At 62.1% G+C, this 13,408-nt stretch carries 10 protein-coding genes, 1 tRNA gene and 1 other RNA gene; 8 read left to right on the top strand and 4 right to left on the bottom strand.

The window, feature by feature from the left end; all coding sequences use genetic code 11:
* The first annotated feature begins 133 nt into the window (after positions 1 to 133).
* Together radD and rplY are read left to right on the top strand one after the other, a co-directional pair.
* Positions 134 to 1,891: a DNA repair helicase RadD gene (radD, locus tag QDT79_RS20955; RefSeq protein ID WP_149559611.1), complete on the top strand. Its 1,758-nt coding sequence runs from the start codon at positions 134 to 136 to the stop codon at positions 1,889 to 1,891.
* Between the two features lie 162 nt (positions 1,892 to 2,053).
* Complete coding sequence (gene rplY, locus QDT79_RS20960; RefSeq protein ID WP_019453645.1) at positions 2,054 to 2,338, top strand: 50S ribosomal protein L25; 285 nt, start codon at positions 2,054 to 2,056, stop codon at positions 2,336 to 2,338.
* An 84-nt stretch (positions 2,339 to 2,422) separates the two neighbouring features.
* On the opposite strand, the gene yejK is transcribed toward rplY, so the two are convergent.
* On the bottom strand, positions 2,423 to 3,430 hold the full coding sequence (yejK, locus tag QDT79_RS20965; protein WP_063988779.1) for a nucleoid-associated protein YejK: 1,008 nt from the start codon (positions 3,428 to 3,430) through the stop codon (positions 2,423 to 2,425).
* Positions 3,431 to 3,641: 211 nt separating this feature from the next.
* Between yejK and QDT79_RS20970 the strand changes: the two genes are divergently transcribed.
* The 4 genes from QDT79_RS20970 to QDT79_RS20985 all read left to right on the top strand — a co-directional run bounded on the left by QDT79_RS20970 (position 3,642) and on the right by QDT79_RS20985 (position 5,979).
* Positions 3,642 to 3,869 carry a YejL family protein gene (locus QDT79_RS20970; protein WP_004935782.1) on the top strand — a complete coding sequence of 76 codons (228 nt, stop codon included), beginning with the start codon at positions 3,642 to 3,644 and terminating at the stop codon, positions 3,867 to 3,869.
* A 9-nt stretch (positions 3,870 to 3,878) separates the two neighbouring features.
* Positions 3,879 to 5,660, top strand: coding sequence for an LPS biosynthesis-modulating metalloenzyme YejM (gene yejM, locus QDT79_RS20975; protein WP_308317025.1), 1,782 nt, complete (start codon positions 3,879 to 3,881; stop codon positions 5,658 to 5,660).
* Between the two features lie 78 nt (positions 5,661 to 5,738).
* Positions 5,739 to 5,815 (top strand) — tRNA-Pro (locus tag QDT79_RS20980).
* A 34-nt stretch (positions 5,816 to 5,849) separates the two neighbouring features.
* Positions 5,850 to 5,979: non-coding RNA, RtT sRNA (locus QDT79_RS20985), on the top strand.
* 47 nt (positions 5,980 to 6,026) lie between these two features.
* On the opposite strand, the gene ttrA is transcribed toward QDT79_RS20985, so the two are convergent.
* The 3 genes from ttrA to ttrB are packed head-to-tail and all read right to left on the bottom strand — an operon-like array spanning position 6,027 to position 10,850.
* The gene (gene ttrA / locus QDT79_RS20990; protein ID WP_308317026.1) at positions 6,027 to 9,098 is read right to left on the bottom strand and encodes a tetrathionate reductase subunit TtrA; all 3,072 of its coding nucleotides are present in this window, start codon (positions 9,096 to 9,098) and stop codon (positions 6,027 to 6,029) included.
* A complete protein-coding gene (ttrC, locus tag QDT79_RS20995) occupies positions 9,091 to 10,116 on the bottom strand; it encodes a tetrathionate reductase subunit TtrC (protein WP_063989019.1) in 1,026 nt (341 codons plus the stop codon). The genes ttrA and ttrC overlap by 8 nt, the downstream gene beginning before the upstream one ends.
* The gene (gene ttrB / locus QDT79_RS21000; protein WP_063989018.1) at positions 10,113 to 10,850 is read right to left on the bottom strand and encodes a tetrathionate reductase subunit TtrB; all 738 of its coding nucleotides are present in this window, start codon (positions 10,848 to 10,850) and stop codon (positions 10,113 to 10,115) included. The genes ttrC and ttrB overlap by 4 nt, the downstream gene beginning before the upstream one ends.
* Before the next feature lie 226 nt (positions 10,851 to 11,076).
* Between ttrB and ttrS the strand changes: the two genes are divergently transcribed.
* Together ttrS and ttrR are read left to right on the top strand one after the other, a co-directional pair.
* Positions 11,077 to 12,795: a tetrathionate respiration histidine kinase TtrS gene (gene ttrS, locus QDT79_RS21005; protein ID WP_308317195.1), complete on the top strand. Its 1,719-nt coding sequence runs from the start codon at positions 11,077 to 11,079 to the stop codon at positions 12,793 to 12,795.
* The gene (ttrR, locus tag QDT79_RS21010; RefSeq protein ID WP_107227621.1) at positions 12,770 to 13,369 is read left to right on the top strand and encodes a tetrathionate respiration response regulator TtrR; all 600 of its coding nucleotides are present in this window, start codon (positions 12,770 to 12,772) and stop codon (positions 13,367 to 13,369) included. Before ttrS ends, ttrR begins: the two co-directional genes overlap by 26 nt.
* Positions 13,370 to 13,408: the final 39 nt, after the last annotated feature.

A 13,408-nucleotide genomic window follows, 5' to 3' on the forward strand; every position in this document is an offset into this window, starting at 1 on the left:
CACCGCGCGCGCGCAGAAGGCATAATAATAGAAATTTTTCGGCCGCCCGGCGCGTAAAATGTCACGGTTTCTGTGGGAACAGCGGTGACAAAACCGCGTCCCGACGGCCCATCTCAACCCACGGCGTTCATTTATGGCCTTTATCCTACGCCCCTACCAACTGGAAGCGGTCGAAGCCACCATCAATCATTTCCGGCGGCATCCCGAACCGGCGCTGATCGTGCTGCCGACCGGCGCCGGCAAAAGCCTGGTGATCGCCGAGCTGGCGAAGCGCGCCCGCGGGCGGGTGCTGGTACTGGCGCACGTCAAGGAACTGGTGGCGCAAAACCACGCCAAATACTGCGCCTACGGCCTGGAAGCGGATATCTTCGCCGCCGGCCTGCAACAAAAAGAGAGCGCCGGTAAGGTGGTGTTCGGCAGCGTGCAGTCGGTGGCGCGCAACCTGCCGCTGTTCGACGGCGCTTTCTCGCTGTTGATCGTCGATGAATGCCACCGCATCAGCGACGACGACGACAGCCAGTACCAGCAAATCATCCAGCATTTGCAGAAAACCAACCCGCAGCTGCGGCTGCTGGGGCTGACCGCCACGCCCTATCGCCTGGGCAAGGGTTGGATTTACCAGTATCACTACCACGGCTTCACCCGCGGCGACGGCACCAGCCTGTTTCGCGACTGCATCTACGAGCTGCCGCTGCGCTATATGATTAAGAACGGCTTCCTGGTACCGCCGGAGCGGCTGGATATGCCGATCGTGCAGTACGATTTCAGCCGGCTGGAAGCCAGAAGCAACGGCCTGTTCAGCGAAGCGGATCTGAACCGCGAACTGAAGCGGCAAAACCGCGTCACGCCGCACATCATCAGCCAGATTGTGGAGTACGCCGAAGACCGCAAAGGGGTGATGATCTTCGCCGCCACCGTCGAGCATGCCCGCGAGATCCACGGCCTGCTGCCGAACGGCGAGGCCGCGCTGGTCAGCGCCGAAACGCCGCCCGCCGAGCGCGATGCGCTGATCGAGGCGTTCAAACAGCAGCAGCTGCGCTATCTGGTCAACGTCGCGGTGTTGACCACCGGCTTCGACGCGCCGCACGTCGATCTGATCGCGATCCTGCGCCCGACCGAGTCCGTCAGCCTGTATCAGCAGATCGTCGGCCGCGGGCTACGGCTGGCACCCGGCAAGGAGGATTGCCTGATCCTCGACTACGCCGGCAACCCGCACGACTTGTTCACGCCGGAGGTCGGCGTCAGCAAGCCGCACGGCGACAGCCAACCGGTGCAGGTGTTCTGCCCAGCCTGCGGCTTCGCCAACCTGTTCTGGGGCAAGTGCACCGAGACTGGCGACATCATCGAGCACTACGGCCGCCGCTGTCAGGGCTGGCTGGAGGACGACGACGGCCACCGCGAGCAGTGCGACTACCGCTTCCGGTTCAAGAGCTGCCCGCACTGCGGCGCGGAGAACGATATCGCCGCGCGCCGCTGCCATCAGTGCCAGGAAGTGCTGGTCGATCCCGACGACATGCTGAAGGCGGCGCTGAAGCTGAAAGACGCGCTGGTGCTGCGCTGCGGCGGCATGGAACTGCAGAGCGGGCGCGACGACAAGGGCGAATGGCTGAAGGCCACTTATTACGACGAGGACGGCACCAGCACCAGCGAGCGTTTCCGCCTGCAGACGCCGGCGCAGCGCAAAGCGTTCGAAATGCTGTTCCTGCGCCCGCATCAGCGCGCGCCGGGCGTGCCGTTCGCCTGGCACACCGCCGCCGACGTGCTGGCGCAGCAGCAGGCGCTGCGCCATCCGGATTTCGTGGTGGCGCGCAAACGCGGGCAGTTCTGGCAGGTGCGCGAGAAAGTGTTCGATTATCAAGGCCGTTTCCGCCGCGCCAATCAATTGGCCTGAGCGAACTGTCCCCAACCTGGGCAGGTTTTCGTTGCCCTGCGGGCGGCTTTCCGTTAAAATACCGCGCGCTTTACCTGGGCCTGCCCAGCGTTAAAGCGGGTTTCCGAACTTGCTACTTGGGTCGCCTGTAGCAGGGTAAATTTTCTTTTAAGAGAAAAAACAATGTTCACTATCAATGTAGAAGTACGTAAAGACCAGGGTAAAGGTGCGAGCCGCCGCCTGCGTGCAGCAAACAAATTCCCAGCTATCGTTTACGGTGGCAAAGAAGCTGCAGTTTCCATCGAATTGGACCATGATTCTGTTAAGAACATGGAAGCTAAACCAGAATTCTACAGCGAAGCAGTAACTCTGGTTATCGACGGTAAAGAAACCAAAGTTAAGGTTCAGGCTGTACAGCGTCACCCGTTCAAGCCAAAACTGGCTCACATCGACTTCGTTCGCGTTTAATCGCTACGATTTCGAACCTTTCGGGACGCCGAAATAAAGAACGCCGCAATTGCGGCGTTTTTTATTGTCTGCGATTCGGTACGCTTACTTGCCGCTGCCGGTCCGGCGCTGCAGCTGATCGCGCAGGTTCGGCGGCGTGCCTCTGATGGTCAGCGTGTCGGTGGCCGCATCCCAGAAAATACGCTCGCCCAGCAGCATGGCGTCAAAGTTCAGGCTGATGCCGCCGCCGCTGCCGGCAAATTTGGTTAGCTGGCGCAGCGTGCCGCGATCCGCCGGGAAGCTGTCTTCCAGCTCATACCCTTGCTCGCTGGAGAATTGCATGAAGTCTTTCTCGCCGACCGGCGACAACTCCTGCGACAGAGCCTGCAGTTCAATCTCTTCGCCCGCCTGCAGCTGTTCGTTGCAGTAGCTGTACACCTGCTGGCGCACCGACTGGCGTTCGTTCTTGTCCAGCTGCGCATCAGCGCAATAGTCGTCTACCGCCTGCAGCAGCCCGCGGTTTTGCGCCTTGGTGTCCAACCCTTCGGACGCCGCCAGGAAGTCCATGAAGAAGTCGGCGACCTTGCGGCCCACGCGCCCGCGCAGGAAGGTCAGGTAGCGGGTCGATTCCGGGTTGGTTTCCCATTCGGTCAGATCGATGCGCGCGACGATATCGGCGTTGTTGATGTCCAGATAGTGCGTGGTGTTGATATCCAGCTCTTCGTTGACGCGCATGCTGTTACGGCTGTTCAGCACCGCGATCAGCAGATACTCCACCGCCAGATAACGGTATTGACCAAACAGCACCACGCCGCCTTCAGCGAACGGATACTTCGCCAGTTCGTCGCGCAGGCGGCCGGTCGCCGCGCGGCTAAAGGCCAGAAAGTCCTTATCGTCCTTGCGGCAGGTGCGCAGCGCTTCCGCCAGCTCGCTGCCTTCGTTGAACAGGCCCAAGGCCTTGCTCTTGGCACTGTAGACGCGATGCAGTTCCGTCATCATTTCTTCCACCGCCGCGTTGGTGGGAAGCAAGGAATCGCGCAGCACCACGTCCAGCGTTTGCTCGTCGCGTTTCACCAACTGGTGCAGAGCGATCTGGTCGATATCCAGACTCATGGTAAATCCTCCTGTTCTTTAGGCGCGTATTCAAACACTGAAGGCCCCGCCCTGCAATACTAAAAAACCGCGGCAAACCGGAAAGGCGCAGCGAGGGCCCGCCCCGGCGCGGGCGAACAATTTCCCGAATGACAGGAAGTGATAAAAGAGCGGAAAATCACTGTCCTATACGGTAAGATAGGGCACTTTGCAGATTACTAAGCGCAATTTTATGCCACAATCATCCCGTTACAGTGACGAACACGTTGAACAACTGCTCTCAGAGCTGGTCAATGTTCTGGAAAAACACCATACCCCCACCGATCTTTCCCTGATGGTGCTGGGCAACATGGTCACTAATTTGATCAACACCAGCGTTGCTCCCGCGCAGCGGAAAACCCTGGCGAGATCGTTCGCGGAAGCCCTGCAGGCTTCTGTCCGTGAAGATAAAGCACATTAATATTGACTTATGGTGACAAACCGTCAGCGTTATCGTGAAAAAGTCTCCCAGATGATCAGCTGGGGGCACTGGTTCGCCTTATTCAACATTCTGCTCGCCCTTGGGTTGGGCAGCCGCTACCTGTTTGTCACCGACTGGCCCGCATCCCTGCTGGGCCGGGTCTATGCCTTTGTCAGCCTGCTGGGGCATTTCAGCTTTATCGTGTTCGCTGGCTATTTGCTGGTGATCTTCCCGCTCACCTTCGTGGTGATGTCGCAGCGGCTGTTGCGATTTATTTCCGCCGCGCTGGCCACCATCGGGCTCACGCTGTTGCTGGTCGACAGCGAAGTGTTCTCCCATTTCCACCTGCACCTCAATCCGGTGGTGTGGGATCTGGTGGTCAACCCGGACCAAAGCGAGCTTTCGCGCGACTGGCAGCTGATGTTTATCTGCGTGCCGGTGATCTTCCTGGTGGAGATGCTGTTCGGCACCTGGAGCTGGCAGAAGCTGCGCAGCCTGAATCGCCGCCGTTTCGGCAAACCGCTGGCGACGCTGTTTATCAGCGCCTTTTTCGCGTCACACCTGATTTATATCTGGGCCGACGCCAACTTCTATCGCCCGATCACCATGCAGCGGGCCAACCTGCCGCTCTCGTACCCGATGACCGCGCGCAAGTTCCTCGAAAAACACGGCCTGCTCGATCAGCAAGCGTATGAGCGCCGCCTGATGCAACAGGGCAATCCGGAAGCGGTGGCAGTGGAGTATCCGCTCAGCGATCTCAGCTACGGCGAGAAAGGCAGCAGCTATAACCTGCTGATGATCGTGGTGGACGGCATTCGCGCAAAAGACATGGCGCAGGACATGCCGGCGCTAACGCGCTTCGCCCAGGAAAACGTGCGTTTCAGCGATCACTACAGTTCGGGCAACCATGCCGATACTGGGCTGTTCGGCCTGTTCTACGGCATTTCCCCGACCTATCTGGACAGCGTGCTCGCCGGCCGCAAGCCGTCGGCGCTGATCACTGCGCTCGGCGATCGGGGCTACCAGCTGGGGCTGTTCTCCTCCGATGGCTTCAATGCCAGCCTGTACCGCCAGGCCCTGTTGACCGACTTCTCGCTGCCGACGCCGGCGCCGCAAAGCGATGCGCAAACCACGCAGCAATGGCAGCGTTGGCTGACGGATCAGGGCAGCAAAGAGCCGTGGTTCTCCTATATCAACTTCAGCGGCGCCGAGCCGGCCGAAGGCGACAAAACCCCGACTCCGGCCGACTTTATTCGGCGCTATCGCACCGGTGCGCAAGACGTGGATACCCAGATAGCCCAGGTGCTGGACACTCTGAAACAGCGCGGCCTGTTGGATAAAACCGTGGTGGTGATCACCGCCGAGCACGGCGTCGAGTTCAACGACAGCGGCAAAGGCCAATGGGGCGCCGGCTCCGCCTTCAACCAGGCGCAGCTGCAGGTGCCATTGGTGATCCACTGGCCGGGCACCCCGGCGCAGACCATCAGCAAGCTGACCGGCCATAACGACGTGATGCGCACCTTGATGCAACGATTGCTGCACGTGAAGACCGCGCCGAAAGACTATTCGCAGGGCGAAGATCTGTTCACCGCCCAGCGCCGCAACGACTGGATCGCCACCGGCGATGGCAATCAGCTGGTGATCACCACGCCGACGCAGACGCTGATGCTGGACAACAGCGGCAACTATCGCGTCTACGATCAGAACGGCGAAGAAATAAAAGACGAGAAACCGCAGCTTGCTCTGCTGCTGCAGGTGCTGACCGATGTAAAACGCTTTATCGCCAACTAACTGCTTAAAACTAAAGCAATCAAGTAGCGAGGTGCTTGCATTAACATCGGGAATCGGTAGTATGATTTTTCATAGCGTCGGCATGTAGCGCAGCCTGGTAGCGCACCGTCATGGGGTGTCGGGGGTCGGAGGTTCGAATCCTCTCATGCCGACCAAATTCAAGAAAACCTGCTGTAACAGCAGGTTTTTTTTCGTCTGCACACTGAGAGAATGAGAATCTCCGAAGGAGGTTTGAGCCGAACGTAGTGAGACCACGTTGCTTTAGCAACGGCCCGCAGGGCAAGCATCGAAGATGCGCATAATCCTCTCATGCCGACCAAATTCAAGAAAACCTGCTGTTACAGCAGGTTTTTTTTCGTCTGTCGTTTACGCGGAGAGTTTGACGATCGCCGCCGGAATGCCCTGACGCACCGCCGCACCGGTCACCCAATCCAGCCAAGTGTTCGGTACTTCGCGCGTCGGATCGGCAAAGCCCAAATCGTTGAGGTTGATGCCGGCAGCGATGCGCTCATCCATCGCCAGTGGCTCGCCGTCCAGGTAGTGCTGGCTGGCCCCCATCTCCCGGTGGCCGTAGCCGTGCTCAACCGCGATCACGCCGGGCATCACCCCCGCCAGCAAACTGATCTGCGCCTCCCGGCTACCGCCCGGCGTACTGATGCTCACCCAATCACCGTGTTGAATGCCGAAACGCACCCCGTCCGCCGGGTTCAGGGCCACCAGGTTCACCGGCTTCACGTCGTGCAGGCGCCGGATCACTGCGGTGGAGCTGCTCATCACATTGGATTTGAAGGACATCAGCCGCAGCGGCCACTGCCGCTCAGGGTAGAGCTCTTCCACCGCGCGGCCGTCCGACAAACGCGCCGGGTAGCAGGTGGGGCAGCCGCTGAAACGCTCGCCGGTAATCGCATGCCTGTGCTTCGCCACTTCCGCATTCCAGATCTGCAGAGGCTTCTCCCAGCGGTTGCCCACGCTGCCGTCGCGACGGCCGCTGTCATGCTCGGCAAACCGGCCGCCGCGGCTGTAGATAAACGCCACGCGGTCGACTTCATCGGCGCGCAGCGTCTGCGCAAGCTGCGGCAACAAGCGATCGACGCCGGTCAGCGCCAGCTCTTCCGCTTGCACGCCCGGCACCGGCGCTTTGCCGGCAAACGCCACGTTGGCGGCGGCGCGCAGATAATAATCCTCGGCGCGGTTGAGCGGCAGCAGCCCGCCCTGGCCGTCGCCGATTGCGCGGTAGCCAAACCCCGGCAGCGCCAGGCGTTTGGCTACCGCGATGCAAAACGCCTCCATGGAGATCGGCTGCCCTTGCGCCGTTTTCGCGGTCGCCGGCGTCACTATCGGCCAGCGTGCAGTGGTGGCCTTGCTGGCGACACCCCCCCAGGGGGCGCTGAACCCCCAGCTCTCAAAGTTATGGGTATCCGGGACGATATAGTCGGCCAGCGCCGTCGTTTCGTTGATAAACGCATCGATGGCGATAAACAGCGGCAAACGCGCCGGATCTTTCAGCCGCTCTTCCGCCACGCCGCGCAACCCGGCGATACCGTACAAGGGATTAGTCATGTTCGAGATCCAGGCTTTCAGCCCGTACGGATACCCCGCCAGCGCCGACGTCAGCAGCTCGGTCAACTGCCCGGCGACGAACGGATACCAGGGCGCCCTGGCAGGCCAGGGTGAAACACCCGCCGCCACTTTTTCCCGGTATTCGTCGGAGGTTTCATAAGCGGCCTTGCTGCGCGCGATATTCAATCCCTTCGGTTTTACCAGGCCGGGAAACTCGACCAGGTTATAGCGCGGCCCCTCGGCGAAGCCGTTGAATTTTCCGCCGCCGACAAACACCCCGCCCGCCAGGCTCAGGTTACCGATCAACACGTTGAGCATCATCACCGACCAGGTATTGTAAAACCCGTTTGCCGCCATCATCCCGCCATGGGCGATCACCGCCGCCTTGCGCCCGTGGGCGGTAAAGGCTTCGGCCAGCGCCGCGATACGCGCCACCGGCACGCCGCATTCCCGGCTGTACGCCTCCGGCGACAGTTTGTCGGCGGCCTCTTTCAGACACTGGAAACCGCTTTTCACCGCCACCTGCGCGCCGTCGTGCAGCGTCACCGTGCGGGTTACCCACAGTTCGGCGCGGTCGCACGCCTCGGCCGGCACCAGTTCCCCCGCGCCGTTGACTACCAGCGGCGACGCCGACTCGGCGCCGTTCAGATGAGCGAGCGTCAGATGCTGCCCCGCCAGCGGGTGCCCGCTCTCGGCGATCACCAGATGCGTGGCGTTGGTCCAGCTCTTCTCGCCGGCGCGTTGCATGGCGGCCTCCGACGGGATGGCGAGATAGCCGGCCTGATAACGCCGGTTGTCGAGGATCCAACGGATCATCGCCATCGCCAGCGCCGAGTCGGTGCCCGGCAGCACCGGGATCCAATGGCCATGATCGTCCGCCAGCGTGGTGGTCAGCGGCAGCGCCGGCGCCACTACCGCATAGCGGAACTCGCTGCGCAATCTGGCGCTGGCCAACTGCCGGGCCTGGCGCTTGAACGGGTTGCCGGACTGCGCCGGCGAGGTGCCCATAAACAGCGCGAATTCGACCTGTTCCCAATCCGGTTTCACGTGCGGGTTCTTGTCCAGATCGTTCATCAACGCGCCGGAACCGGCACGGTAGGCCAGCCCGCAGTATGCGCCGTGCGCGCCGAAGTTTTTGCTGCCGAAACTGTTCTGAGCGAAGCGCCGCAGGAAGCTGTCGCGCCCGTCGTCACCGGCGTTGGTCACCAGCAGCTGGTTGGCTTTCGGCCCCAGCCCCGGCCGCCGAGCGTCGATCGGCGTTTCCAGATCGCGGATCGCCCGCAGGCCGTCCACATGCCCCTCGCCGAACAGATCGCCGCCCTCTACCACTTCAGCGATCAACTGTTCGAAGCTGATGCGTTGCCACTTGCCCTCGCCGCGCTTGCCGACGCGCTTCATCGGCTCCAGTACGCGCAGCGGGCTGTAAAGCCCCTCCAGTAGCGTGGCGCCGCGCGCGCAGGCGGTCGAACGGGCATCGAGGCCGCTTTCGCCGCCCAGCTGCGCCAACGCGTCCTGCAGCGGCAAGGCAGAGTCGACGTGCCGTTCCTGAGACAGCGGATGATAAGGGTTGCCGGCGATACGCAGTACCCGGTCGGTCTGCCTGTCCACCCGTACCCGCACGCCGCATTGCGTCCAGCAACCGAAACACTGGGTCATCGAGATGGCCTGCTGCGAATTGCCTTGCCATTCCGGCACCGCCCGCCCTTCGGGCGGCAGAGAGTTGCCGTTGATGCGATCCAACGTCACCCGCCCTGAGGTGCCGTGAATCAAACCGTCGATCGCCCGTTTGGCGACTTCCCGGTAACTCAGGCCGAAAGCGGACAATCCGCCGAAGGCCAGGCCCACTTTCAACCACTGACGCCGGGTGAGTTTAGCCATGTTGTTTTCTCCGCAGTAAAAACGCCTGTGCTTCACGCACCATGATCATTAACGCCAGCCACAGCCCGAAAGTGCCGACGATCGCCAGCAAGCCATCGGTACCAAGCGGCAGGCTATAGGGGGAATAAGACGCGTTGTATTTCGGGATGGTTTGCACCTCGATCAACAGCGTCCAGCGCATCAGCCAGCTCAGCCCCAGCGCGCCTGCCACCAGCAGCGGCGCGCCGCCGCGCGGTAAACGTCGATAGGCAGCCCAAGCGGCGCACGCCAGCGCCAGCCCCCACAGTGCGATCCATCCCGCGGCATACCGGCGCGCCGTCGCCTGCGTCTGCAGCCAGTGGCGTACCGCCGAGCCGGATAACGTATCGCCGCACACCCACAGCAGGATCGCCCCGCCAAGCAGCAGCAACGTCAACAGCATCCCGCGCGCCAGTGGCGCTTGCAGGCCGGGCCGTTCGCGCAATGTCAGCAGCAGCAAGGCCAAGAGCGCCTGCAGCGCGCTGAGGAACATCACGATCGGAAATGCGTAGCTGAACCAGATTGGGCGGGCGCGCACGACGGAAACCTCACGCCCGGTGTACAACAGCAGGCCGATAGCCACCAGCGCGCAGGCAGGCGCGATCCCACGCAGCAGCGCCACTCGCCTGCCCGTCAGCCGTGTAAATTCGATCGCGAGAAACCACAGGCCGATCAGCAGGGTAAACAGCGGCAAGAACAGCGCACCCCACGGCATCCACGACCAGGGCGTCGGGTAGGCGTAGAAATGCCAAAAGCGAGCGGTTTGATGCAGGTCGGCGGTCAGCGCCAGCGGCGCGGTGATGGCGCACGTCAGCCCGATAAACAGCGCCGTGCGCTCCAAATGTGCGGCGTTGTCTCCACCGCGCCAGCGCCACACGCAGGCCAGCAGCGCGGCGCAGGCGGCAATGCCGATAAAGAAGAAATATTGTACGGCCCACGGCAGCCAGCTCACCGCCTGCGGCTGGCTCAGAACTTCTGCGATCATCAGTTGGCGGCTCATCGTCCCTCCCCCCATAAAGCGACCTGCGCCCGCCCCGGCAGCGGCGTGACGAAGGCGTCATCCAGCCCCAGATAAAACACATGGGGCGCAGTTTGGTTCTCCGGCTTGAGGACTTTGATCTCGGCCTCGTGGCGCCGCAGCAGCTTGCTCAACGTACTGTGCGGATCGCGCATATCGCCGATGATCCGCGCCCCGCCCACGCACGACTCCACGCACGCCGGCAACAGTCCCGCCTCCAGCCGGTGCACGCAGAAGGTACATTTGTCCGCCGTTTGGGTAGCGTGATTGATAAAACGGGCATCGTACGGACAGGCCTGCACGCAATAGGCGCACCCCACGCAGCGTTTGTTGTCGATCACCACGATCCCGTCCTCGCGCTGGAAGGTGGCCTGTACCGGGCATACCGGCACGCAGGGCGGGTTGTCGCAGTGGTTGCACAGCCTGGGCAGCAGCACGTTGGTCGCCACCTCTTCGCCTTCGAGGCTGACCTGGTACTGGTTTACCGTCGTGCGGAACTCGCCGTGCGGCGTCTGGTTTTCAATGGCGCAGCTCACGGTACAGGCCTGGCACCCGACGCAGCGCCGCAGATCGATCAGCATCGCGTAACGGCGGCTCGCATCTCCCTCGCGCCGCGTCGGTGCTAACGTCAGCCCGGCCTCCGCCACGGGGATCAGCGAAGCCCCCGCCGTCAACACGCCCAGCCGCTGCAAAAACTGCCGTTTACCGAAATCCATGCGCCTCTCCCACGTCCTGGGCATCACCCCGATCACGCTATTGATGCCCGTTAGATGAATAAACAATGTCGATGATTTACAGTGTAAAAATGACATTGGGCTCAGCTCTATTGTGGTTAACCACATACCGAACCTAACGTTGATCTAAAACAAGTGACGGCAGGCAGATTGCCCATCAGGAGGGGCCGTGAAGGTCGTGTTATTACTGTTCAGTCTCGGCTGGGGGATGGCGGCACAGGCGGGCGAGTGGTCGGTCGGCGTGCTGGCGATGCGCGGCGATGCGGCGACCGCGCGTGACTGGCAGCCGCTGATCGACAGTCTCAACGGCAGCGTCGGCAGTGAACGCTTCCGCCTGCAGCCGCTCGATCTGGCGCAGATGCGCGAAGCGGTCAATCGGGGCAGCGTGCAGTTCGTGGTCACTAATCCGGCGCAGTTCGTGCAGTTGAACAGCCACTATCATCTGCGCTGGCTGGCGTCGTTGCGCGCCGCCAACGGCGATCGGGCAACGGGCAACATCATCGGCAGCGTGATTTTGGTGCGGCGCGACAGCGGCATTACGACGCCGCAGGCGCTGATGGGCAAAACGGTGGGCGCCATCGATCCGCAGGCCTTCGGCGGCTATCTGACCGGTTATAAGGCGCTCAGCGACGCCGGCATACGGCCCGAGCGCGATTTTCACCTGCGCTTTACCGGCTTCCCTGCCGACGCCCTGATCTATCTGTTGCGCGAACGCGCCATTCAGGCCGCCATCGTCCCGGTCTGCCTGCTGGAGAAAATGGATAAGGAAGGCCTGATCAATCCGGCGGATTTTCGCCCGCTGTTGCAACAGGCCACGTCGGTTCCCTGCGTCACCAGCACGCCGCTTTACCCCAACTGGTCGTTCGCCGCCCTGCCCGGTCTGGATAACTCACTGGTGGATGCGGTGGCAAGAGCCTTGCTGACCGCACCGCCGCAGTCTCCCTTTCAGTGGGGCGCACCGGCCTCGACCAGCGAGGTGGAAGCGCTGCTGCGCGCCGTCAATCGACACCCGGAACAGCGGCGGCTATGGCTGGATATCAAGAGCTGGCTGATCCAGCATCAGACGGCCGTCGGACTGTCGCTGGCGGTGCTGTCGCTGTTGATCGTCAACCATATCTGGATCGCGCTGCTGGTACGCCGGCGCGGGCGGCAACTGCTCCATGCCGGAGAGCAACTGCGGCGACAGGAGCAGGCGCTGGAGAATGCCAGGCAGCTGAACGTGCTGGGGGAAATGGCCTCCGGCTTCGCACACGAGCTCAATCAACCGCTGGCGGCTATTCGCCACTATGCGCAGGGATGCCTGATCCAACTGCGTAAAACGGACACCGGGCATCCGCTGCTGGGGCCGCTGGAAAATATCGACCGGCAGGCGCAGCGCGGCGGCGAGACGATTCATAACCTGCGCCAGTGGGTGCGGCCCACCGATGAGGCGATAGATCAAACGAGCTGGCGGCCCACTGCGGTAAGCGAAACCGCCGAGCGGGTGTGGATACTGCTGCGCCTGACGCAGCGCTATCCCGACCTGACGTTGTTCAACAATGTGGTACCTTCGCTGACGCTAACCCTGCCGCCGGCGCTGCTGGAACAGCTGCTGGTGAACCTGCTGCTGAATGCGGCGCAGGCCGGGGCCAATGCCGTCTGGCTTTCCGCCGCCGCGGGCGAACGGGCGATCGAGTTGCATCTGCAGGACAACGCGGGAGGCATGACAACGGCCGGGCTGGAACAGGCTTTTCACCCCTTCAACACCACCAAAGCCGGCGGCATGGGGTTGGGGTTAGCCATTTGCCGGCGCCTGGCCCGCTATGGCGGCGGCGAAATCCGCCTGGCTAATCGCCCGGCCCCCGACAGCCGCAATGGGCTGTGCGTAACGCTGCATTTCATATTGAACGATGAGGAAAACCATGTCGCTAATTCATCTGGTGGATGATGACGTCGCCGTCACCGACGCCTGCCATTTTTTGCTGAGCAGCCTCGGCCACAACGTGCACTGCTGGAATGACAGCGCCGGCTTTTTGGCGCAGGCCGACCTGTTTCAGACCGGGATCGTCTTGCTGGACATGCGGATGCCGAAGTTCGATGGCCACCAGGTTTACGGGGAACTGCGCCGCCAGGGCAGCACACTGGCGGTGGTGTTCCTGTCCGGCCATGGCGACGTGCCGATGGCGGTGGAACAGATGAAGCACGGCGCGGTGGATTTCCTGCAAAAACCGATCGCCGCTGAACCGCTGATCGCCGCCCTCGAACGGGCGCAGCAGGCCTCCGCCGAGGCCTGGCAATGCCATGAAACTTGCGGCCGCTACCGCACGCTCACGCCGAAAGAACGCGACATCGCGCATCTGGTGGTGCGAGGCATGATGAACAGGGAAATGGCGGAACGGCTGAATATCGCCCTGCGCACCGTGGAGGTTCACCGGGCGAAAGTGATGGAGAAAATGCAGGCCGCCAGCCTGGCGGAATTGGTGATTCAGCTGCAGGCTTTACCGCACGCCGCGCACGAATGAACGCATCGTGCAAAATTCCGCGCCCCCTCTTGCCAACCG

It is taken from the genome of Serratia marcescens (assembly GCF_029846115.1).
Taxonomy (GTDB): Bacteria; Pseudomonadota; Gammaproteobacteria; order Enterobacterales; family Enterobacteriaceae; genus Serratia; species Serratia marcescens_L.